The organism is Paraburkholderia sp. SSBN10T (assembly GCF_056619545.1).
In genome coordinates, this window is sequence record NZ_JBWQQI010000026.1 from 69,675 (window position 1) to 93,100 (window position 23,426).

At 64.2% G+C, this 23,426-nt stretch carries 19 protein-coding genes; 11 read left to right on the plus strand and 8 right to left on the minus strand.

Annotated elements, in window-relative coordinates; translation table 11 throughout:
- Positions 1-5 precede the first annotated feature (5 nt).
- From AC1ECK_RS30560 to AC1ECK_RS30575, 4 genes are read left to right on the plus strand one after another with little or no spacing between them, the layout of a single operon-like run.
- The gene (locus tag AC1ECK_RS30560) at positions 6-2,396 is read left to right on the plus strand and encodes an NHL repeat-containing protein (RefSeq protein WP_480325957.1); all 2,391 of its coding nucleotides are present in this window, start codon (positions 6-8) and stop codon (positions 2,394-2,396) included.
- 17 nt (positions 2,397-2,413) lie between these two features.
- Positions 2,414-3,541, plus strand: coding sequence for a glycosyltransferase family 4 protein (locus AC1ECK_RS30565; protein WP_480325959.1), 1,128 nt, complete (start codon positions 2,414-2,416; stop codon positions 3,539-3,541).
- Positions 3,538-4,503, plus strand: a complete 966-nt coding sequence (locus tag AC1ECK_RS30570; RefSeq protein ID WP_480325961.1) for a glycosyltransferase family 2 protein — start codon at positions 3,538-3,540, stop codon at positions 4,501-4,503. The genes AC1ECK_RS30565 and AC1ECK_RS30570 overlap by 4 nt, the downstream gene beginning before the upstream one ends.
- Positions 4,504-4,533: 30 nt before the next feature.
- On the plus strand, positions 4,534-5,688 hold the full coding sequence (locus tag AC1ECK_RS30575; protein WP_480325963.1) for a glycosyltransferase family 4 protein: 1,155 nt from the start codon (positions 4,534-4,536) through the stop codon (positions 5,686-5,688).
- A gap of 150 nt (positions 5,689-5,838) precedes the next feature.
- On the opposite strand, the gene AC1ECK_RS30580 is transcribed toward AC1ECK_RS30575, so the two are convergent.
- The 4 genes from AC1ECK_RS30580 to AC1ECK_RS30595 all read right to left on the minus strand — a co-directional run bounded on the left by AC1ECK_RS30580 (position 5,839) and on the right by AC1ECK_RS30595 (position 11,028).
- Complete coding sequence (locus AC1ECK_RS30580; protein ID WP_480325965.1) at positions 5,839-7,299, minus strand: flippase; 1,461 nt, start codon at positions 7,297-7,299, stop codon at positions 5,839-5,841.
- A 127-nt stretch (positions 7,300-7,426) separates the two neighbouring features.
- A complete protein-coding gene (locus AC1ECK_RS30585) occupies positions 7,427-8,518 on the minus strand; it encodes an acyltransferase family protein (protein ID WP_480325967.1) in 1,092 nt (363 codons plus the stop codon).
- A gap of 20 nt (positions 8,519-8,538) precedes the next feature.
- A complete protein-coding gene (locus AC1ECK_RS30590) occupies positions 8,539-9,474 on the minus strand; it encodes a hypothetical protein (protein WP_480325969.1) in 936 nt (311 codons plus the stop codon).
- A 3-nt stretch (positions 9,475-9,477) separates the two neighbouring features.
- The gene (locus AC1ECK_RS30595; RefSeq protein WP_480325971.1) at positions 9,478-11,028 is read right to left on the minus strand and encodes an MBOAT family O-acyltransferase; all 1,551 of its coding nucleotides are present in this window, start codon (positions 11,026-11,028) and stop codon (positions 9,478-9,480) included.
- 256 nt (positions 11,029-11,284) lie between these two features.
- Between AC1ECK_RS30595 and AC1ECK_RS30600 the strand changes: the two genes are divergently transcribed.
- From AC1ECK_RS30600 to lepB, 7 genes are all read left to right on the plus strand, one after another.
- A complete protein-coding gene (locus tag AC1ECK_RS30600; RefSeq protein WP_480325973.1) occupies positions 11,285-13,123 on the plus strand; it encodes an alpha/beta hydrolase family protein in 1,839 nt (612 codons plus the stop codon).
- A 35-nt stretch (positions 13,124-13,158) separates the two neighbouring features.
- The gene (locus tag AC1ECK_RS30605) at positions 13,159-13,980 is read left to right on the plus strand and encodes a class I SAM-dependent methyltransferase (protein WP_480325975.1); all 822 of its coding nucleotides are present in this window, start codon (positions 13,159-13,161) and stop codon (positions 13,978-13,980) included.
- A gap of 43 nt (positions 13,981-14,023) precedes the next feature.
- On the plus strand, positions 14,024-15,607 hold the full coding sequence (locus AC1ECK_RS30610) for a mannose-1-phosphate guanylyltransferase/mannose-6-phosphate isomerase (RefSeq protein WP_480325977.1): 1,584 nt from the start codon (positions 14,024-14,026) through the stop codon (positions 15,605-15,607).
- Positions 15,579-16,130 (plus strand): flavin reductase family protein, encoded by a 552-nt coding sequence (locus AC1ECK_RS30615; RefSeq protein ID WP_480325979.1) that lies wholly within the window; start codon positions 15,579-15,581, stop codon positions 16,128-16,130. The genes AC1ECK_RS30610 and AC1ECK_RS30615 overlap by 29 nt, the downstream gene beginning before the upstream one ends.
- A gap of 362 nt (positions 16,131-16,492) precedes the next feature.
- On the plus strand, positions 16,493-17,212 hold the full coding sequence (locus AC1ECK_RS30620; RefSeq protein WP_480326044.1) for a FadR/GntR family transcriptional regulator: 720 nt from the start codon (positions 16,493-16,495) through the stop codon (positions 17,210-17,212).
- Between the two features lie 154 nt (positions 17,213-17,366).
- Positions 17,367-18,398, plus strand: a complete 1,032-nt coding sequence (locus AC1ECK_RS30625; RefSeq protein WP_480325981.1) for a Gfo/Idh/MocA family protein — start codon at positions 17,367-17,369, stop codon at positions 18,396-18,398.
- Positions 18,399-18,590: 192 nt separating this feature from the next.
- A complete protein-coding gene (lepB, locus tag AC1ECK_RS30630; RefSeq protein ID WP_480325983.1) occupies positions 18,591-19,283 on the plus strand; it encodes a signal peptidase I in 693 nt (230 codons plus the stop codon).
- 81 nt (positions 19,284-19,364) lie between these two features.
- On the opposite strand, the gene AC1ECK_RS30635 is transcribed toward lepB, so the two are convergent.
- The 4 genes from AC1ECK_RS30635 to AC1ECK_RS30650 form a co-directional block, all read right to left on the minus strand.
- Positions 19,365-20,024, minus strand: a complete 660-nt coding sequence (locus AC1ECK_RS30635) for an amino acid ABC transporter permease (RefSeq protein ID WP_480325985.1) — start codon at positions 20,022-20,024, stop codon at positions 19,365-19,367.
- 167 nt (positions 20,025-20,191) lie between these two features.
- Positions 20,192-20,989 (minus strand): cystine ABC transporter substrate-binding protein, encoded by a 798-nt coding sequence (locus AC1ECK_RS30640; RefSeq protein WP_480325987.1) that lies wholly within the window; start codon positions 20,987-20,989, stop codon positions 20,192-20,194.
- 150 nt (positions 20,990-21,139) lie between these two features.
- Positions 21,140-22,162: a quinone-dependent dihydroorotate dehydrogenase gene (locus tag AC1ECK_RS30645; RefSeq protein WP_480325989.1), complete on the minus strand. Its 1,023-nt coding sequence runs from the start codon at positions 22,160-22,162 to the stop codon at positions 21,140-21,142.
- A 127-nt stretch (positions 22,163-22,289) separates the two neighbouring features.
- Positions 22,290-23,117 (minus strand): arginyltransferase, encoded by an 828-nt coding sequence (locus AC1ECK_RS30650; RefSeq protein ID WP_480325991.1) that lies wholly within the window; start codon positions 23,115-23,117, stop codon positions 22,290-22,292.
- Between the last annotated feature and the right edge of the window lie 309 nt (positions 23,118-23,426).

The following is a 23,426-nucleotide window of genomic DNA, read 5'->3' on the forward strand; positions in this document are numbered from 1 at the left end:
CGGCCATGCGAAGCAATTCGCGGCGCACCTTCGAGCGGATTGTCTGCGTGCTTGCGCTGTCGTTGCCCGTGCTCGCTTTTTACGCCGGGCTGGATGCGGGTGGGGTGTCGGTAGGTTCGCCCGGAGAGGCGCAAGCATCGCCGGCTGCCGCTGCTCCCGGCGCTTTCGTCTCCGACGCGTTTGCTGGACAGCAGCCGGTGGCTGCCCAACCGGGGTTGTCCTATCGCACCTCGTGGATCGGCAATACGTGGGGTTATGCGAACGAGCGCTGGGTGCAGATCGACGTGCAGGCGCTGGCCGTCACCCCGCAAGGCGATGTGTACACCAATGCGCCGTGGGATGAGGGTGGCGGTGAGATCGGCCACTATCGTGATGGGCAGTTGATCGGGTACGCGGGGCAATCGCACGGCTGGGGCATGCTGGGCGGCGACGCGATTGCCGTCAACGACGACTATGTGTTCGTCGCCCAGATCGTCGGCAGTGTCGGCAATGAAATGGCCGCTGAGAAGCACCTGCCGCCTGAAGGCGTGACCTGGTACGGGGTGTCGCGGCGCAGCCGGGCGGATTTTCGCCGGAGCGTGTCCTTCGAAGGCGAGCAGTACTGGCCAGGCAATCCACTCGCATTTCGTCTGATCGTACAGACCTCGAGCCCCGATGACTACGCGATCAGGGGGCTCGCGGCGGACGCCACGCGCCTGTTCGTATCGAATCTGCACGACAACCGTGTCGAAATCTTCGATGCCCGCTCGATGCAGCCGGTCGGAAGCTTCCCGGTGCAGGCGCCGGGCAAGATCGCCATCGCTCCCGATGGCTCACTCTGGATCATTGAGCGCATCCGCACAGACGGCACGCGGCGTGTTACGCATCATGCGCGTAATGGTGCGTTGCTGGATGAGCTGGCCTTGCCGCCCGGCACCGTACCGGTCGACCTGGCGCTCGACGCGCATGGCCGCCTGCTGATTGCCGATAACGGACCACGTCAGCAGGTTTTGATCTTTGCCGCTTCGCCGGGGCGATCCGCGAACGATGTGGCGAAGCCCGTTCACGCGACTCTTGAGGACGCTTCGATGCAGTTGTCCGCTACCTTGGGCGAGTCGGGCGGCATCTATGCCGGGCGGTCAGGCGCGCCCGGCGCGCTGCGCTTTAACGGACTGACCGGCGTCGGCATCGACCAGAAGGGCAATATCTACGTATCGATGAACGGCGCCGGGCCGCGCGGTTTCGACTCGGGGCCGTGCAATTGCGACGGCACGCTGATCGAAAGCTATACGCCCGACGGCAAGCGGCGTTTCAGCCTGCAATCGCTGCTGTTCGTGGACGGCGCCGAATTCGCCGCGGGCGATCCGCCTTCGGTCTATAGCGGCACAAAGCGGTTCACGCTCGATCTGACGCGCTCGCCGGGGCAGGAGTGGGCGTACGCCGGCTATACCGCCGACCGCTTCCGTTACCCATACGATCCGTTCTTCAATCTCAAGCAGGGTCAGCGCGGCATGCCGCTGGTGCGCGATGTCGACGGCAGGCGTTTGCTCTATACGATCGACATGACGTCCACGTATTTGCGCATCTACCGCTTTGCTGCGGATCGGGAAACGGCGATTCCAGCAGGCTTGTTCGCCCAGTCGCATATCAAGGGCGCCTGGCCGCCGAACCAGCCGGCGCAGGGCGAGTGGATCTGGCGCGACACCGCTGGGCGCGGCAAGTTCGAGCCGCGCGACTTCGATCAGAAGCCTGACGGCGGCGATGCGCCGCCCCTGACCGGATGGTGGGTCGACAGCCGTGCGGACATCTGGCAAGGCACCGAGACCCAGGGTATCCGGCGCTTCCCGCTGCAGGGTTTCGATGCCACCGGCAACCCGGTCTACCGCTACGCAAAGACGCAGACTTATGCGATGCCTTCGATCTTCAACCGCATCGCACGACTAAATTACTTCCCCGCCGACGACACGATGTTCCTCTCAGGGGCGACGCCCGAGCATCCATTCGTCGAGTACAACTGGAATGGAACCGGCTCGACCCTCGCCCGCTTCGATCACTGGAAGAGCGGCAAGCCCGTGCTGCGCTATGTGATCGCGTTGCCGGATCAGGGACCGCCGCAGCCGCTTTCGTTGAATGGTTTTGTCGTCGAGGGCGACTACATCTTCGCTGTCGAAACCCATACCGGCTTTGTGCGTGTCTACGACCGCGCCACCGGGCAGGATCTCGGGCGTCTCAAGCCGGGGCCGGAGGTGGGCGAGGCAAGCGGCACGGTGGACGTGTCGATGCCCGTGACGGCGCACCGGCTCGCGAGCGGCGAATACCTGGTGTTCGTCGAGGAAGACTGGCATGGCAAGGCGTTGATGTATCGCTTCACGCCTGCCGCCCGCTCGTCCCTCGCGGATTCTCTTCACTCTCACTGACCTCGCGCAGGCCATCCATGAAAATCGTCCATCTCGCGAATCATGCGCAGAACGTCGGCAACGGCATCGTCAATATGATGGTCGATCTGGCCTGCATGCAGGCGCGTGCCGGTCACGAGGTGACGGTCGCGTCGTCGGGCGGCGGCTTCGAGGCGTTGCTCGCGCAGCACGGTGTACGACATGTGCTGTTGCCGCAATCGCGTCAACTGTCGCGCCTGCCGGCCATGTTGCTGGGTTTCAACCGTCTGCTCAAACGGTGCGATCCCGATGTCGTGCACGCGCACATGATGACCGGTGCGCTGATCGCGCGCTTCGGCGCCATGCGGCGGCGCTATGTCGTGGTGACGACCGTACACAACGAGTTCCAGAAGAGCGCCTCGCTGATGCGCTTCGGCGACCGGGTGGTGGCCGTCAGCAAGGCGGTCGGGGCGTCGATGGCGTTGCGCGGCGTGTCGCACGAACGTCTCTCGGTGGTGCGCAACGGCACCATCGGCACGCCGCGTTTTGCGGACCTGCCGTTGCCCGCCTCGCCGCGTCTTGCGCGGCCGAGTATCGTCACCGTGGCCGGGATGTACGAGCGCAAGGGCATTCAGGATCTGTTGCGGGCCTTTGCGCGTTTGCACGAGCGTTTCCCATCGGCTGCGTTGTATCTCGTCGGCGACGGCCCGGACCGGCCGGCAATGGAGGCGCTCGCCGCGGAGCTGGGCCTTGCCGGGCGCGCGCACTTTACGGGCTTCGTTGCCAATCCTCGTGCGCATCTGGCCGAAGCCGACGTGTTCGTCCTCGCCTCGCACAAGGAGCCCGGCGGGTTGGTGCTGTGCGAGGCGCGTGAGGCGGGTTGCGCCATCGTGGCGACCAGCGTCGACGGCAACCCCGAAATGCTCGACGACGGCGAAGCCGGCCTGCTGGTGCCGCCGGCGTGTCCCGAAGCGTTGGCGGACGCGATCGGTCTGCTGCTGACCGACCAGAGCGCGCATGCGACGCTGGTCGCCCGGGCGCGGCACAACCTCGAAAGCTTCCATGTGCAACAGGTGTGCGATGCGTATCTGTCGATCTACGTGAATGCACTCGAAGCAGCTCGGCCGGGCCGGCACGCGTTGGCCGGCACTGAGCGTGTCGTGTCGCCGGATGGTGCGGCACGATGACGACCATGCCGAACTTCAGCGGCTCCCCCGTGGATATAAAAGCCGCGGCGCGCGCTTCAGGTCCCGACGAGCGAGCGGTCGGCTTCGCGGTATGCATCACGACGATGAATCGCGCGGACACGCTCGCTAGCTGCCTCGCGAATCTCGCGCTTTGCGTGCCGCCTGCGACTTGCATCGTCGTCAGCGACGACTCGCCGGAGGCGGCGACGCGCGAGGCGAATCGGGCTGTTGTCGCGCGGCATCCCGGGGTCGTCTGGCTACCAGGTCCGCGTCGAGGCGTGTGCGCGAACCGCAACAACGCGGTGCGCTTTTGCCTCACGGACGAGCCCCTGTGCGAGTACGTATCGTTTGTCGACGACGACGTGCAGATCGCTCACGACTTCTTTGCGGTCGCGCGTGATCATCTGGCCGCGTTACCGGCAGAGCGCTGTCATACCGCGATCCTGACGGGCGGCTCGTCGAGCGGCACGGAACATGACGGGTGTCATTCCGTACGGTTGTCGTTCGCCGGCTATTTCATGGCCTCGGACGAACCTCAGTGCGTCAACATTCACGCTGCGGTGTTTCCACTGGCGCTCTTTAGAGAGGAGGGCTGGGATGAAAACATCTTCTTCGGCGTCGAAGATGCGGAACTGTCGTTGCGGGCGCTCAAGCGCGGCTATTCGATCGAGCTGGTGCCGGCGCTGCGCGCCCGCGACACGCTGCCCGGCGCCGGCGTAATCGACAATGCGCCACAAGGGACGCGCCAGCTCTCGCGCTACCAGTTGCATTGCGAGGCCGCGCGGCTCTATGTCGGCGTGAAGCGCTATCGCGTGATCGATCCGAGCCCGGTGAAATACGTTGCATTCATGACGCTGTATTTCGTTCATCTCACGCTGTATCTCGCCAGACGCGGTGCGCTTGCGTCGTTGCTGCCGATTGTCAGGCTGTCGAATGTCAGGCGCGCAGCTAACTCCCAATAAGACTAACCTTCCCATACGCCCAACCAACCGATGAATATCCTGTTCACGATTCACCACAACCTGAGCCGCAACGCGGGAGCGCCTGGGGTGACGCTCAAGCTCGCCGAGGCAATGCGCGCGCGCGGCCATGAAGTAGCGATTCTGTCGCATGACGACGTCAAAGGTATCACCGGACTGGCGCGCACGATGTTCTTCCCGTGGTTCGTGCTGCTGCATGTCATCGCGCATCCCGAGTACGATGTGCTCGACATGTCGTCGGGGGACGGCTGGTTGATCAACCTTGCGAGGCGCACGTTCGGCTGGCGTCAGCGGCAGTTGTCGGTGACGCGCAGCCACGGCATGGAGCCTGTCGTCCACGAGCTGTTTCTCGAAGGCTGCCGCTCCGGCAACGTGGCGAAATCGTGGAAGTACAGTTTCTACCACGGTGGACTTCGGCTGTGGGAATGTACGAAATCGTTTCAGTGGGCCGATGTCGCGATGCTGCTCAACGACACCGAGTGCGCGTTCGCCGTAGCGAAGCTGAACCTTGGCGAAAGCCGCGTCGTACAGATCGACAACGGCATTGACGAAACGTTTACGTCGATCGCCCACAAGGCGCTCAGTGACGCGGGCAAGCAGGCAGCGGTCCCGCTCAATCTGGCGTTTATCGGCCGCGCCAATTACTGGAAAGGCATTGCTACGCTGGCGACGGCTGCGACGGCGCTGTTCGAACGCAACCACGAGATCACGCTGACGTTGTTCGGCACCGGCGAGCCCGCTGAGCAGACGCTCGCGCGCTTTCCGGAAAGCACGCGCGAGCGGATCACCGTCGTTCCGGTGTTCGATAATGCCAGGCTGCCCGAACTGCTTGCGCGCTGTCACATACTCACTTTCCCTTCGATCTACGAAGGGTTTCCGTTATCGCCGCTTGAAGCGATGGCGTGTGGCCTCGTACCTGTGGTGTCGGATATCGGCGGTTTGCGTGCTTACGTGCGCAATGGCGATAACGGCGTGATCGTCCCTCCCGGCGACCCGGCGGCGCTCAGCGAAGCGGTGCAGGCTTTGCTGGACGACCCGGCGCGCTGGACGGCGTTGCAGCGTCGCGCGAGAGAAACGGCGCTCGAGTATAGTTGGTCGAGAGTCGCGGATCGCTTCGAGCTGCTCTACAAATCACATCTGCGACGGACCGCGCGCGTTGTGGCGTGACGGAAAAGTCTTGCTGAAACGCCGGTTGTTTTCACGCACGACCGAGAGAACAGGCGGTTGTGCGTGCCGCGCGGCTAAACGGCGCTTCTCGCTCCTTGCACCGCGGCCGGCAACCCACGTTCGCAAGCCCGTTATCAGCGTGGACAGGCTCTAACTAGCCTTGAGGGAAATGCGCCCCCAGATCTGGCGCACGATCTTGCGGAGTTCGCTCGATTCATGCAGCGACCACCCGAGATTGGCCAGCGTGAGCGCGAGGCCCACGCAGATCAGTGCCGGCAGGGTCGTCAACACGCAAGCGAGCAGCGCCGCAGTCACGAGAAACGCGACGTGCGCAAGCATATTGCGCACGATCGGGCGAACGTGCAGGCGCGCGAAATAGAGAAAAGCGCCGTAATCGAAGGCCGCCTTGACCACCACGACACCGCCGGCGCCGATGATGCCGAACGTGCGGATCGAAAACCACAGCGCTGCGATGAAGAACGGAAGCTGGAGCCAACTGACGCGCGCGACGTCGGCAGGGTTGGACTGCGCCTGGATGAGAATGCCGAGGATGCTCGATTGTCCGGCGAGCCAGACGCCGACGATCAGGACGCGTCCGACCGGCGCGGACGCAGCCGCCATTTGCGGACCCAGCCACAGGTTGAGGAACGGTTCGAGTGCGAACAGGGCGACTATCATGCAGGGCGTAAATATGCCGTTCAGAAATCCCAGCGCGCTGCGCGCCAGATTATCGGCGTCCTCGCGCGAGCAGGCCGACAGTCGCGGGAACAGGGTGCGCAACATCGCACCCGGCAGAATGTTCAGGCGCGTGACCAGATTTTGCGGTGTCGCGTAGTAGGCGACGAAGCGGGCGCCCATGATCGAGCCGACGAGCACACGGTCCAGCGTTTGGGAGATCATGCCCGCGCCGGAAAACAGCAGTAGCCAGCGGCCATAGCGGAACAACTCGACGATCGCGCTCCACTCGGGCATGCCGGGCCGCCTGATACCCAGGGCGCGGAACGTCGCCACGCCAAGCAGGACCCCGGCAACAATACGTGCACAGACGGCGGCCGGGATCACCACGGCGAGCGAGGGGGAAAAGCAATAGATCGCGGCGAGCGGCAGCACCTGAAACAGTACGGTGCCGATGGTCTGGCAGGTGTTGTAGCTGGCGAATCGCTCCACGGCGGTGATCGCGCCGGCAAACACCCACGTCACGTTGGCGAGCGGCACGGCAATCGCGATCCACGGCAGGCTTGCCAGTACCTCACGTTGAAACCGCGGGTCGATCTGTACACCGTGCGACACGTACACAAACGCACCGAAGTAGATGATCAGGCCACCCACCACGCCAGTCATCAGATTGAGCGCGCAGGCGCTCCAGAAAATGCGCTCGACCGAGCCATCGTTGCGCTCGCGCACGCGCGCGATCTGGTTTTCGGTAGCCAGACTCGTCCCGAGATCGAGCACGCTGAAATAGCCGATCAACGCCCAGACGAGATTGATCACACCATACCGTTCCACGCCCATCAGATGCAGGTAGGCCGGCACCGTGGCGAGGGAGATGAAGGTCGGCGCGACCGAACCCGCAAAATTGATGACGACGTTCCTGACGAGGCTTTTTTCCATTGCTAGCTTTCCGGCAGGTCCGGTTGAGGGGAACGATGTAGCGGATAGGGCGAAATGTGCCGCCTGCGCGGCGGCGTGTCGGTGCGCCGCCGCACTCAGGGCTGCCGCCGGTTCGCCGGATTCGGCCCTATGCTGTACCGGTTGCGCGGGACGGCGCGGTTGTGGAACGTCTGCGCTGTGCCTTGACAAACGCGCGGCGCAGCTTTTCCGAAGGTTCGTCGACGTAACGATAGATGAGCCACGACACTGCCGCGACGGCAACCACCATCAGCACAATCCAGGGCAGCCGTGCCGCGCGCGACAGGTGCAGACAATGTTGCAGGAAGATAGGCAGCGCCGCGCCGTGGACGAGATAGACCTCGTAGGAGAGATTGCCGAGCACGCGGTCGGTGCGCTTGCCGGTCTGTCTGGCGGTTGCCATTGCATAAGGCACGAGCAGGAAAGCGAGCAACCCGTTCGCCTGTGCGTTGTACTGGGTGAGCGGGCCCGAAAAACTGCCCCAGAGAAAGAATTCGCGTGCATGGGGCAGGCAAATGCAACCGCACAGCAGCAATGTTGCGCCGAACAGGCTGGCGTGCGCCTGCCTTGGCGCCGGACGCCAGCCGTGGTGTGCCGTCAGCAATCCGCACAGGAAGAACGCGAGGTAGAGCGGCAGCGTGCCGGTCGCGGGACGCAGCCCGTAGACCGTAAACAGCAGCGTCAGCCCTGCCGCTGCGAAACCGTATAGCGCGAGACGGCCGATCGAGCGGTGCGAGGTGCGATCGAGCAGCCAGATCAGCAGCGGGGCGACCAGATAGAACTGCAGTTCGATATCGAGCGACCACACCGTGGGAATCAGGTTATCGGGTGTACGCAGTTGTGCGTAGCCGAGCAGAACCAGATGCGACACGTAGAAATTGAGCGCCGCGGGCGACCAGTCGCCGGGAAACTGGAACGTCAGCCATCCGAGCGGATGCACACAGAGCGCGAGGATGACCAGCGTTGCGTAGAGCGCCGGAAACAGCCGCCAGACGCGCGAGATCAGAAACGTCGTATAGGGACGATCGAGCGACGCGTACTCCGTGTGCCACATCTGATAAATCCAGTAGCCGCTCAGGGCGAAAAACAGATAGACGGCCGCGGCGCCTAGCGCGAGCGGCAATACATGGCTGACCAAGACCGTGCAGGCGAGTGCCAGACGGAATGCGCCGGGGGCAATGACGAGCCTGGGTGCGTGCATCGGGTGTCCTCGAAGGGGCTTCAGGTTGCCGTTTCCGGTAGCGAATCGGTCAACCAGCGCGTAAACGTTTCCGCGCCGCAGCGGTTCAGATGCAGGTAGTCGACGAACAGGGCATCGTCGAGCGCCAGCCTGGTCTGCCCGTAGATAAACGGAATGCCTTGCTGTTTCGCCAAGGTCTCGATCGGCTGCCAGAAATTCGGCAGCGACGGGCCGAACTGCGCGCGTGCCACCGCGGCTACCGGTGTCGATACGATGATGAAATGCGCACCGTCCTGTTTGATCTGCGCGGACAGTTGGGCGAGGGCGGCAAGCGCAGCCGGGCGCGGCGGAACGACAGGATGGTTGCGATACGCATAGACGCGTTCGTCGGAAAGCGCATGTTTGCCGCACGACAGCAGCACCGAGCCGCCGTGATCGAAGTCCAGTGAATCGACGTTGCCTGGATGACCGCGATCGCGCCATCCGGCGGTGATCCTGCTGGTGTAGTAGTACAGATCCGGCGACTGCACGTAAGGCTCGAGTCGGGCGCCGGACAAATAGCGTTCGAACGTTTGCCAGTCGATGCCTTTGTCCCAATGCCATTCGAAATCGACATAAGTGGTCGCGAGAATCACCGTGCGGAATTTGCAGCGTTGCGACAGATGTGCATAGAGCGTCGGGAGATCTTCGGTGTTGAGGCCCCACGAGGCGGCATTGATGATGTTCGACGTCTTCAGGCTGTGGGCGAGTTGCCGGTCGTCTACGTCGTTTAGCGCTACCGACGAACCGATCACCAGCACGTCGCAGCGTGACGGCGTCAGGCGCTCACGCAGCCACGAGGTTTTTTCATTGAATGCTTCGCTTGCCGACAGACGTGGACCGGGCACATGGATGCCGGCGGCAAACGATACGACGACCGCTGCGACGCATAACAGCAACGGGGCGAAGAAGCCAATGAAGAAAGTTCGGGCGTGCATGATTCAGAACTGGAAGTAGAGAAACTCGGCCTTGCGGGCGAGGAACAGCAGGCAACAGATGAAGGTCACACCGCAACCGAGTCCGCTTGCCAACGCAAGCGAATGCGCCGGACGCGCGGCTAGCGGACGACCGGCTCGCGTGAGGCGCGCGACGATCTGTTGCGAGTTCGGGCAGCCCCACACGATGACCGTGCTCGCGGCCAGCAGCAGCACGCATTTCTTCGCCTCGGCAATGCCGTATGGCTGCAGAACGCCCCACGGTTCGGCGAACGTGACAAGCGACGCGTAGTGTCCCGCGAGCTTCGTGAACAACGGCTGCAACTGCATCGGCACGGCGATTCCATGCAACCCGGCCATGCCGCCGAGCACAACGAAGGCCGCGTGAAACGAAGGCGCGCGGAAAAATACCCAGGCAGCCATGACGGCAATGCAGGTGAGCATGGCGCTTACCACGCGATAGCTTCTGCGAGCCTCCCAGCGAGCCCGTGCATCGCCCGTTGCAAAGCGCCATGCATGGTTGACGCACAGAAACAGTCCATGCAGGCCGCCCCAGATCACGAAGGTCCAGTTCGCCCCGTGCCACAGGCCGCCGAGCACCATGGTGATCATCAGGTTCAGATAGCGGTGTGCGGCGCCGTCGCGGTTGCCGCCGAGCGGAATGTACAGGTAATCGCGCAGGAAGCGCGACAACGTCATATGCCAGCGCCGCCAGAACTCGACAATGTTGGCCGACTTGTACGGAGAATTGAAATTGAGCGGCAGGACGATGTTGAACATCCTCGAGATGCCGATTGCCATATCCGTATAACCGGAAAAGTCGAAGTAAAGCTGAAACGTGTACGCAAGTGCGCCGGTCCATGCAGCCAGCAGATTGAGCGTGACACCGTGATCGGCGGCATTGAAAACCGGCGACACGTAAGGACTGAGGTTATCGGCGAGCAGGATTTTCTTGGCGAGGCCTATCGTCAGAAACAGCACACCGGTGGCGACGTTGGCCGGTACGATCCGGTAGCAATCGCGGCTCGCGAATTGCGGCATCATTTCCTTGTGATGCAGCACCGGTCCTGCGATCAGATGCGGAAAGTACGTCACGAACAGCGTGTAGTGAACAAAGTTGAATTCGGTAGCGATGCCGCGATAAGCATCGACGAGGAACGCAATCTGTGTGAACGTGAAGAACGAAATGCCCAGTGGCAGCACGATATTCAAGCCGCTGAGATGTGCGCCGAACGTATGGTCGAGCGTGGCGATGAAGAAATTGCTGTACTTGTACAGCGCGAGCAAGCCGAGGTTGCAGGCGATCGCCAGCGTGAGCAGCCGCTTGCCGACGGCTGTTTGCCGATGACGCGACAGTTCCCTGCCGGCGAGATAGTTACCGCTTACCGACAGCATCAACAGCAGCACGAAGTGCGGATTCCACCAGCCATAAAAGAATAGCGACGCGAGCGCTAGCCAGCCGGCGGCGAGTAAGCGGCTATGGCGTCCGATCATAAAAAACATCAGAAAGACGGCCGGTAGAAAGGCGAACAGAAATTCGTAGCTGTTGAAGAGCATGTTCGACTCGCACTAGGTGACAAAACCGCGACTCGCGCGACAGGGTTGACGGTGCCCAGATGGTGCACCCGTGCAGGGCCGGAATGTGTGCGGGGCCGTACAGATTTGCATCTCCAGGATTGGTTAAATGCGCTTAAGGTTTGGCGGCCCTCTTTGAAGGGCCACCCCGGCTACCGTGCGTTGACGCCGCACAACGAACCGGGTCGCGCTCATGTGGGCGGAGCGCAAGGGCAGAGCGACCCCACGAGGAGATTCAATGAGACCTGTCGTCTTCGACGGCTGTTTCGGCTGGCTGCATTCGGCGACAGGCAACAGGGGCGTCGTCCTGTGCAGTCCGTTCGGATATGACGCGCTTTGCACGCATCGTGGCTGGCGCAAGTTCGCGGAGCGGATTGCCGCAGCCGGGATGCCGGTGCTGCGTTTCGATTATCCCGGTGCGGGCGATTCGGCGGGGGCGGAAAACGATCCGCGGCGGCTCGATGCATGGCTCGACAGCATTGCTGCCGCGACCCGCCGGTTGCGCGAATGGACCGGAGTGGAGAGCGTATCGCTGGTCGGTCTGCGTCTCGGCGCATCGCTCGCGGCGCTGGCTGCCGAGCGTCTTGGCGACATCGACGCGCTGGTATTGCTGGCGCCCGCGATCACCGGGCGCAATTATTTGCGGGAGTTGCGCGCGCATCGCCAGAGCTGGCTCAGTACGCCGGCCGGTATGAACGCCGAGCCGATTGCGGAGGACGAGGCGTATGTCGAAGCATTCGGTTTCGGCATTCACGGCGACGACATCGAACAATTGGCTGCGCTCGATCTGCGTTGCGATACGCGAGTACCGGCGCGGCGCGTGTTGCTGCTCGATTCCAGCGACCGCAACCGCGCCGGCGCGCTTGCCGAACATTACCGGGCGAACGGCGTGACGGTCGAGCGGCAAAGCTTCGACGAATGCGATCGCTTCATGATCGAAGCGCTGTATAGCGAAGAGCCGGTCGACGCGTTTTCGCGCGTGACGCAGTGGCTGGCGGAAGACCTGGAAGAGCGGCGGCCAGTCACGGCAAGCAACGACGTCAATGCGCCCAGCGTTCCCGAACTTGCGCTAACCGTGCCCGATGCCGTCGAGCGGCCGGTCGTGTTCGGCCGATACTTCGGCATTTACTGCGAGCCGGCTGCACCACGGGCCGGCGCGCCTGCGATGTTGTTCTTCAACACCGGCGCGAGTCATCACATCGGCGATGGACGCATCTTCGTGCTGTTTGCACGGCGTCTCGCGGCGCTTGGCATTGCATCGTTGCGCATGGACCTGGGCGGCCTCGGCGACGCCATGCCGGTTGCAGAGACCATCACGCTGGATACGATCTACTCGGATGCCTCCTGTGACGATGCGGCTGCCGGCGCCGACTGGCTGGTCGCGCAAGGCCATGCGCGAGTCGTCACGTTCGGCGTATGCGGTGGTGCGTTCGTGGGCCTGCATGCGTGTGTTCGTCATCCGCAGATCGTGGGCGCTTTCGGCCTGAATCTGCAGAAATTCGTCTGGGATGGCGCGGCCCGCGATCCGGGCGTTCATCAGTTCGCGTCGTCCAAGGTCTACTGGCGCTCCGCCCTGGCTAGCGAGAAATGGTTGCAGGCACTGCGCGGGCAGAGCCATCCGTTGCGCGTCGCCAACGTGCTGGGCAAGCGCGTCGCACGACGCTGCTGGCACGCCGCGACCAACTGGATCGAGCACCGTACCGGCTGGGCCTTGACCACTAACGAAGTCCGTGCGGTGGTGCGGGCCGTGCACGCCAAAGGCGCACACTTGAGGCTTGCCTATGGCGAGTTCGACGTCGGACTGGACGAGGCGCGGGTGCAGTTCGGCGCACGCCTCGGCGCGCTGCGCCGGTATCCGCGAGTCCGCGCGGTGACCTTGCCCAGGCTCGACCATGCGTTGTTTACCCGGCCGGCGCGCGAAGCGGCGATGGCCGATGCGCAGCGCTGGCTGTTCGAAGAAGTGCTTCGCGCAGGTGCGCTGCAGCCGGCCGCAGCAGTCACTCCGGTTGCAACCGCGCCGGCGTCGTTCCTGAGTCGCTCCGCCAGTGCGCCATCTGGCGGAACATCGAGTTCCTGAACCCGGCGCGACCACACCCTTGACGGAGTACGCTCGTGAACAGTCAGTCCGAGTTGGACCGTATCAACCGCAGTGCCTGGAACTCGCACGATGCCGTTCGTGAGTTCACGCTCGACAAGACGTTTACCGATCTCGGCGAGCAGGCTGCCTTCGAATGGATCTCCCCGCGTTGCGCGGGGTCGCCGCTGCTCGATATCGGCATTGGCGCGGGACGCACGATTCCATTGATGACCTCGATTTCGAGCGCGTACACCGGCGTCGACTATACGGAGAAGCTGCTGGAACTCGCGCGAGCGCGTCATCCTGGCCTCGATCTTCGGCATATGGATGCCCGCAACATGTCGGCGCTGCCGTCCGATCACTATGGCCTGGTCGCGTTTAGCTGGAACGGCATCGACTGTGTCGACTACGTGGGACGGGTGCAGATCCTGAAGGAGATGTGCCGCGTCGTGCGGCCCGGCGGCTACCTCCTGTTTTCGTCGCACAACCGGGACGGTCCGGGGTACCGGGAGAATGTCTGGCAATTGCTGCCGCGTTTGACGTTCAATCCGCTCAAGCTCGGCTGGCGTACCTTGCGCTCGGCGCAGCGTCTGCCGGTGGCGAGTTTCAATTATCTGCGGCATGCCAGGTTGAATCGCGACTACGAGGGGTATTCGATCAGGACGGCTGCGGCACATAACTTCGGCATTGTGATCGTCTACACCACGTTGTCCGAGCAGCGTCGCCAACTGGCTGAACTGGGCCTGCAAACCGATGTGGTGTTCGGCAGTTGCGAAGGAGACCGTATTGCCGACGATGCACAGACCAGCGACGCGTGGTGGCTGCACTTTATCGCCCGCAAGCCGGGCACGGCATGACCGTGCGCCGGATCTCCACCAACAGGACAAAAGAGGCGCTGCCATGAACCGCGTTGTCGAACCGTTCATACCCGAAGCAGATGGCGTGTGCGCCCCCGAAACGCCGGCTCGTGTCACCGTTCAGCCCGTGATTCTCGCGGGCGGCTCCGGCACGCGCCTCTGGCCGCTGTCGCGCGAGCGTTATCCGAAGCAGCTCATCGGGCTGATCGGCGATCAATCGCTGCTCGAGGCGACCTTGAGCCGGCTCGACAAGCTGTTCGCCGCACCAACCGGGGCGGCGGCCCAAGCGAGCTTGCGCGAGGCCATGACGCTGGTCGTGTGCTGTGAGGATCTGCGCCTGCAGACCGCCGAGCGGCTCGCAAGAACCGGCAGGCCGGTGCGCCTGCTGCTCGAGCCGGTGCCGCGCAACACCGCACCTGCGCTCACCGTGGCCGCGCTCGCGGCACGAGCGGCGGCGGCCGTGGGCGACGACCCGGTCATCGTAGCCTTGCCTGCCGACCATCTGATTACCGATCATGCCGCTTTCGCCGATGCGTTGAAGCAGGCGGTCAGGCATGCGGCGGGCGGTGCGATCGTCACGCTGGGCGTGCCGCCGCAACGCGCCGAAACCGGCTATGGCTATATCCGCACCGGTGCTGAACTCGATCGGCACGGCGCCCGCGCAATCGAGCGCTTCGTCGAGAAGCCCGATCAGGAACTGGCGGAGCACTACGTCGCATCCGGCGAGTACTGGTGGAACAGCGGGATGTTCGTGGTGCGCGCCTCGGTGTGGCTCGCGGCGCTCGCCCACTGCCGGCCGGCAATGGCGGAAGCCTGCACGGCGGCGTTCGAGCGCGCGGTGACGGACGCCGACGCAAACCTGCACCTCGAGCGCGCGGCGTTCGCCGCTTGCCCGGCCGATTCGATCGACTATGCGGTGATGGAGCGTATCGCCACCGATGCGCGTCTGCCCGGGGTGGTGGTCCCGCTGGCGGCGGGCTGGTCCGACGTCGGCGCCTGGGACGCAGTCTGGCAGGCCTGCGGCAAAGACACGGACGGCAACGTCGCGCGTGGCCGGGTGCTGTTCGAAGGCTCCACGGACAGCTTTGCGCATTCCGACGGCCGGCTCGTGGCATGCGTCGGCGTGACGGGGGTGGTGGTCGTCGAAACGGCCGACGCCGTGCTGGTCGCGGCAAAGGACCGCGTGCAGGACGTCCGGGCGATTGTCAGCCGACTGAAAGCGGAGCGCGGCACGGAAGTGCATGAGCATCGCAAGGTGCAACGGCCGTGGGGTTTCTACGATTCGATCGACCGTGGCGAGCGCTTTCAGGTGAAGCGCATCGTGGTGCAACCGGGTGGCCGACTCTCGTTGCAGATGCATCATCACCGCGCCGAGCACTGGGTGGTGGTGCGCGGCACGGCGCGCGTCACGCGCGGCGACGAGTGTTTCCTGTTGTCGGAGAATCAGTCGACCTACATTCCGCTTGGCGTGACACACCGGCTCGAAAACCCGGGCAAGACACCGCTCGAAATCATCGAGGTGCAATCGGGTTGCTATCTCGGCGAGGACGACATCGTGCGCTTCGACGATCAATATGGCCGGACAGAGGAGGGGGGCGATGAACGCGAGGGTCTTTCCAGTCGGTGAGCCGGCCGCTGCTGAGGGCATGCCGCCTGGGTGCGGCGAGGGCTTCGACGAGCGTTGCTTCCGGCGCGCGCTGGGGCGCTTTGCCACCGGCGTGGTGGTGATTTCGGCCGGCAGCGGTGAGCACTTGCATGCGATGACCGCCAATGCCTTCATGTCCGGCTCGCTCAAGCCGCCCTTGATCGTGGTCTCGGTCGGGCATCGCGCCCGCATGCACCAACGTCTGATGGAGAGCAGCCTGTTCGGGGTGAGCGTGCTGTCCGACGCGCAGGAATCGCATAGCCGCCACTTTGCCGGCGATGCGCAGGCGGCGCTCGCGCCGCGCTTTGCCGCCGTCGACGGCCTGCCCGATGTGGTGCTGCTCGAACACGCGGTGGCCCGCTTCGCCGCGCGTCTGGTCGACCGTCATCCGTGCGGCGACCACACGTTGTTTATCGGCGAGGTGCTGGTCTTTTCGCTCGATGAACACGACCCGCTGGTCTTTTTTGGCGGACGCTACGGCTCGGTTGCAAGGAGCCACTGCTAGGCGCCTGCGATCGCGCACTCATCGCAGCGCGCCATGCAAAGTACAGCGATGAGTGCGCTGCCGGACACAACCCGTTGCAGATACGCCAATTGTCGACTTTGCGTGCGTCGTCGCACTATGCAATCTGCTGGGCTCACGCACGCTTGATACGCAAGCTTCCAGGCTCGCATGGGGCCGCGCGTTACATGAACGAAACAATTCTTCAGAGGGATAACCCTGTCAGGACGTTTCCCAACTGGCGCATCTGCATTGAAGCAAGCAACGTATCGATTAATACAACAAAACAACTATACAAAACGACACACGAGGGCCGCTTGATAAACAGGCTACGCGGGGGGATCACCCGCTTCGGGGAGAGTGTCATGGAACAGGGAAGCAAGGATCGTTCGTTGGTCAGCAAGGTCATGGACGGGCTCGTCACGGGCATCGTCGAGGAGAAGTATGGCGCGGTGCTGCCACCGCAAGATGTGCTGTCCAAAGAGTTCGACGTGAGTCGAACGGTGATGCGTGAAGCGCTGTCGATGCTGCTTGCGCGCGACATGCTCGATGTGCGGCCGAAGATAGGCACGCGCATCAGGCCAATGCGCGACTGGCGGATGATCGACGAGGATGTCGTGAGCTGGCGCTTTCGTGCGAAGCCCGATCCGATGTTCCTGCGCGACGTCATCGAATTTCGCGTCCTGATCGAACCGCGGGCGTGCGCCCAGGCGGCCGCGCGCGGTAGTGCAGCCGACATCGCGGCGATTCGCGACGCGTTCGACGCGTTCCGTTCCATCCGGCCGGGCGAACCGGGCTACCAGAGCGCCGACGAACTGCTGCATACGCGGATCGTCGTGGCGAGCGGCAATCAGTTCTTCCAGCAGATGGCGGCGATCATTCGCGGCGCGCTGGCGGCCGTCAATCCGATCGTGATGACCAAGGCCGGCGCCTGGGAGGCCGTGGTGGCGAACCACGGGCGCGTCGTGGAGGCGATCGAGCGGCGCGATGCGGCGGCCGCGGAAGCCGCGTCGCTGGCGCTGATCGACTACACCACGGAAGAGATGGGCGGCGTGTTTGCGGTCGAGCGGCCGGTACACGGCTGAGGGCGCCTGAGTTCGGGACCGGCTTGAGCCGCCAGGCTCAAGGGTCGGCGCCCTGCATGACGGGACAGGCATCGCCATGGGCAGGCACGCGAAGGTGTGCCGACCTGAGCGACAATGATGCTTCGTCTCAACTGCATCGGAACTCGAACGTTCAATGAACCATTCCCTGGAAGCCGCCCCTGCGGGGAGCGCGCTCGAACAAGCTGTCTCCTCTGAACCTGCCGTGATTCGTTGGGGCATCGTCGGTACGGGCCGCATTGCGCGCCGCTTTGCGCAGGCGCTCGCGCACGTGCCCGGGGCGCGCCTGTCGGCCGTCTGGTCGCGCCGCGCCGAACCGGCCGCGGCGTTCGCGGAGGAATTCGGCGGCACGGCATGTGAGAGCTTCGCGGCGCTGCTCGCAAGCGGCATCGATGCGCTTTACATTGCCACGCTGCAGGACAGCCATGCCGACTACGCGATCGCCGCGCTCGAAGCAGGCCTGCATGTGCTGTGCGAGAAGCCGGCCACCATCAATGCGGCCCAGCTCGAACGCGTGCTGGCAGCGGCACGCCGCTCGCAACGGCTGTTCATGGAGGCGATGAAGCCGCCGTTCTATCCGCTGTATCGCGCCTTGCGCGCGCATCTCGCCGCCGACCCGGTTGGCCCGATCGGCCTCGTGCGGGCCGGCTGCTCGGCTGCGAACGTGCCGCCCGAGCATCCCTCGTTTTCGTTCGAACATGCCGGCGGGGCGCTGCTCGATATCGGCATCTACGAGATCTTTCTGGCCGTCGACTGGCTCGGCGCGCCGCTCGAGGTGCAGACCTTGGGACGCCTCGGGCCGACCGGCGTCGATACATTCGCGAGCCTCAATAGCCAGCATGAGCATGGCATCGCGCAACTGTTCTGCGGGCTCGATCTGTACGGCAAGGGCGATGCGCTCCTGCTCGCGCCCGGCGGCCACGTGACGATCCACGAGAACTGGTGGAACCCGGTCCGCGCCACGGTCCGCTATGCCGATGGGCGGGTGGTCGAGCTAAACGAGCCGTTCGAAGGCGGCGGCCTCAACTACGAGACCGCGCACTTCTGCGACCTGATCCGTGCCGGGCAACTGGAGAGCCCGGTGATGCCGCATGCGAAATCCCTGCAGATGATCCGGATGAGCGATGCGGCGCGGGCCGCGCTGGGGCTGCGCTTCGCCGGAGAGTGAGGCGCCGGCGGGGCGCCTGGCATAGACGGCACCGAGCGCGGTGAACGTCCGCAGTGGCTGGAGGGGCGTATCGGGCCGCCGGGGCGCCCGCAGCCAGGACGCCCGCTGCGTGCGGCGGTGGTACGATTTGCGCGGGCGGGCCGCAGTGGCGCCGCCGAAGCTTTCGATTACCTTCCGCTGGAGCCGTCTGCGATGCGCATGCTTGGAAAACTATGGCGCGACAACAAGAGCCTTGTCGCGTTTCTCGTGCTGATGGTGCTGTTCCGCAGCGCTATCGCCGACTGGAACGTCGTGCCGAGCGGCTCGATGCTGCCGACCATTCGCGAAGGCGACCGCATCCTCGTCGACAAGATGGCCTACGATCTGCGCGTGCCGCTGACGCACATCGCGATTGCGCATCTGCATGACCCGCAACGTGGCGACATTGTGACGATCGATTCGTCGGCCGCCCACGAACTGATCGTCAAGCGCCTGATCGGCCTGCCCGGCGACCGCGTGGCGATGCGCGACAACGTGCTGTACGTGAACGGCGTGCGTGCCGATTATCAACCGCTCAGGTTCGGTCCGCTGCCGGGCGACGCTGCAACGCCCGGCGAGTATCTGACCGAGCGTTTCGACGGCGTTGTGCATACGGTGCGCCTGTCGCCGCAGTCGCCGAGTCCGCGCAATTCGTTTGGGCCGGTGATCGTGCCGCCGGGCGAGTATCTGATGCTCGGCGACAATCGCGACAACAGTGCGGACTCGCGCTACTTCGGCTTTTTCCCGCGTGGCGAGCTGATGGGCCGCACGCGCCGCGTCGCGTTCTCGCTCGACCCTGATCGTTACTACGAGCCGCGCTTTAACCGCTTCGGCGTCCGGCTCGATGCGCCGCTGGCGGCGCGCTAGGCACGCTGCGCTCGCGCGCCCTGACTGTGCGGGAGCGCAGCGCTCACGCCGGCCCGGGGTTCGCGCCTGGCCGTGCGCGGCTCAGTGCCGCGTGGGCAGTGCAAGACGTTGTTCGTACCAGTGCTGGATCCATTCGAGCACCTGGCACAGCACCCAGTAGATCGCAGCGGCCGTGAGGTACAGCGGCAGCGGCTGATAGGTCGATGCGATCACTTCCTGCGCGCTTCTCAGCAACTCGGTCACCGTGATCACCGACACCAGCGAGGTGTCCTTGATGAGGCTGATCAGACTGTTCGAGAGGCTCGGCACGGCAATGCGCAGCGCCTGCGGTGCAATCACATAACGCAAGGTCTGGCGCCGCGACAGGCCCAGGCTATAGGCGGCCAACCACTGGCCGCTATGCACGCCGAGGATCGCGCCGCGCATGCTCTCCGACAGATAAGCCGCGACGTTCGCCGATAGCGCGATCACGCCCGCAGGCGTCGGATCGAGCGAGATGCCGAGGCTCGGCAAGCCGTAGTAAATCACGAAGATCTGCACCAGCAGCGGCGTGCCGCGCATGAGGCTCACGTAGATGCGCGCGATCCAGTTCAACACCCGGTTGTGGCTGATCCCCATCACGGCGAGCACGCTGGCAGCCAGCAGCCCGAAGATCATCGACAAAACCGCGAACTTGACCGTCAGGACAGCGCCCTGAGCGAGCACAGGAAGCGATTGGACGAGCAGGGAAGTGGTGGACATGGGCGGTGAGTGTTGTGCGCGGCAAAGCGCACATCATAAACGGGTCGTGAGGTGGGGATGCGATTGCACGCTTGCGGGGACGGCGCAGTCTCGCGCCTCGCAAAGAAAAAAGCGGCATCGCGAGGATGCCGCCTTGTGTCCCTTGGCGGGTCTTTCAGCCGGCGCGATCAGTTTGCGATGGGCTTGGTCACGTCGATGCCGAACCACTTGTCGGAGATCTTCGCGAAGGTACCGTCGGCTTCGAGCTGGCTCATTGCGTCGTCGATCGCCTTGGCGAACTTCGGATTGCCCTTCTTGAACGGAATGCCCGACGGCGTGCCGGTGCCGACCATCGCGCCGGTGCGCAGCGGCAGCGGCGAGGTCTTCAGCAGATAGGCGAGCATCAGACGGTCGTTGAGCGCAGCGTCGAGACGGCCGGCGGCGAGATCCGCCAGGTACTCGGGCGCGCCCGGATAGGTCTTGACGTCGATGCCCGGCACCGATTTCGCCATGTCCATGTAGTTCGTGCCGAGACCCACGCCGAGCTTTTTGCCCTTCAGGTCTTCGAGCGACTTGAACTCGCGCGTGTCGTCCTTACGCTGGATCAGTTGCGCGGCGGAGAAGGTGTAGCCGGGCGAGAAATCGAGTACCTGTTTGCGGGCATCGGTGATGCCGACCTGGTTGACGATCACATCGAACTTGCCGGCCTGCAGGCCGGCGATGATGCCGCTCCATTCGGTGGTCACGAACACCGGCTTCACGCCGAGCTTCGCCGCGACCGCCTTGGCGATATCGACGTCGAAGCCGACCAGCTCACCGGACGGCGCCTTCGAATCGAACGGCGGGAACGTGCCTTCGAGGCCGATGCGCAACGTGCCGCTTTGCTTGACCTGATCGAGCAGGTCTTCCGCGTGGGCAGCCACGGCGGTGAACGAGGCGCCGATCAGACCCGCCACCAGGATTTTTTTCAGCAAGGCAAATTTCATCGTGTTCCTTTATTCGTGCTTATTGCCCGGGGAGGGCAGTTTTAACAGCGGAAAGCATAACAAAGCAGACTATCAGCACTTAAATACTGTTTGTTTATGCCTATATAACTCGGCCTGGCCTTGGCCAGGGCGGGCGCGGCCTCTCCCAGTCTACGCCAGTGCCTGCGCGCATTCGGCCACCAGCGCCGGCCCGCGGTAGATGAAGCCGGTGTAGAGCTGCACCAGCGCGGCGCCGGCCTCGAGCTTGGCGCGGGCATCCGCCCCGGAGAAGATGCCGCCGACGCCGATGATCGGCACCGTCTCGCCGACCTCGGCGCGCAGCTTGCGGATCACTTCATTGGACGCGTCGAACACCGGCTTGCCCGACAGGCCGCCGGTTTCCTCGGCATGCGGCAGCCCTGTGACGGCGGCGCGCGAGAGCGTCGTATTGGTGGCGATCACGCCTTCAAAACGGTGGCGCAGCAGCGTATCGGCAATCGACTTGATCTGCTCGTCGTCGAGGTCGGGGGCGATCTTCAGCGCGAGCGGCACCAGCTTGCCGTGCAGGTCGGCGAGGCGCTGCTGCTTGTCCTTGAGCGCGGCGAGCAGGGCGTCGAGTTCGCCGGCGCCTTGCAACTGGCGCAAGTTCTTGGTGTTCGGCGACGAGATGTTGACCGTCACGTAGCTCGCGAACGGATAGACGCGTTCGAGACAGTAGAGATAGTCTTCGGCGGCGCGCTCGATCGGCGTGTCGGCGTTCTTGCCGATATTCAGCCCAAGCGTGCCGCGATAGCGCGCGGCCTGCACGTTCTTGACGAACTGGTCGACCCCGGCGTTGTTGAAGCCCATCCGGTTGATCACGGCGTTCGCCTGCGGCAGCCGGAAGATGCGCGGCCGCGGATTGCCGGGCTGGGGGCGCGGCGTGACCGTGCCGACCTCGATGAAGCCGAAGCCTAGCGCGGCCAGCCCGTCGATGCATGCGCCGTCTTTGTCCAGTCCGGCGGCGAGCCCCACCGGGTTGCGGAAGGTCAGTCCCATCACGGTGCGCGGCGCGTCGGGCACGCGCGGAGCAAACGTGCCCGCGATGCCGGTGCGGCCGACCGCGCCGAGCAGGCGCAAGGTCAGGTGGTGAGCGTCTTCCGCGTCCATGCGAAAGAGTTGGGCGCGTACGAGCGGGTAGAGGGAACTGAACACGGGACGAAAGCCGTCGGCTTGAAAATGGGAACCCGCTATTTTACCGGCTTTAACGAGCCGGCAGGGAGCGGCAGCAGGGGCGGCCAGGACCTGTGCGGCCCCTGGCGTTTGCCCCGCCGTGCGTGCGTCAGCGTTGCAGCCGGACCGGGCCGCGCCGGCCCAGGATGGCGGCGTCGACCGGCGGCAGTTCGGGATTGTGCGGATCGAGCGTTTTCCACGTGCTGTCGATGAGGCCTTCCAGCGGGCGAAAATTGGCCTTGTACGCCATTTTCTGGCTCTCGCGGATCCAGTAGCCGAGGTAGACGTAAGGCAGCCGCAGGCTGCGCGCCTGTTCGATCTGCCAGTAGATGTTGTAGGTGCCGAAGCTGCTGTGCGCCAGATCCGGCTCGAAGAAGGTGTAGACCGACGAGAGCCCGTCGCCGAGGATGTCGATCATGCTGATCATGCGCAGCAGGCCGGGGGCGTCGGGGTGTTCGGCCAGCGGTTCGCGGAATTCGACGAGGCGCGAGTTGATCCGGCTTTGCAGCAGAAACTGTTCGTACTGGTCGCGGCTGTCGCGATCCATGCCGCCGCCGGCGTGCCGCGCCGACTGGTAGCGCATATAGAGCGCGTAGTGCTCTTCGTCGTAGTGCAGCGGGGCGACCGTGGCGATCAGGCCGCCGTGCTTTTTCCACACCTTGCGTTGCGTGCGGTTCGGCTGGAACTGGTCGACCGGCACGCGCACCGGCACGCAGGCGCGGCAGCCGTCGCAATACGGGCGGTAGGTGAACACGCCCGAGCGCCGGAAGCCGGCCTTGACGAGGTCGGTGTACACATCGGAGTTGATCAGGTGGCTTGGCGTGGCGACTTGCGAGCGCGCCACGCGCCCCTCCAGATAGCTGCAGGGGTAGGGCGCCGTTGCATAGAATTGCAGCGCGGAAAGCGGTGAAAGAGGCAGCTCGTTGGGGTGCGTCACGTTGGCAGCTCTCGAAGCGTCTTTGGGTCTTTCAAACCCGTTTCAATGGCAGCGCGGCCCCGGTGTGGCCGTTTCATCATGCGTGCCGGACCGGGCATTAGTGACAAGTATATTGCGGAGCGCCGTGATTTGTTTCTTTGGGTGAGGCCCGATGGCACAAAAACCTTTGGCTTTTGTTACGCCGTGACGACAGTGCGCATTTTGGGTTGGTGCGGCATGGTGGGAATCCGTTGGGCGGCAGCCCGCTCGACATCGGGTAAACGGGGCCGGAATTAAGGGTGCGATACCGGCGTGCATTCGCCCCGGGAT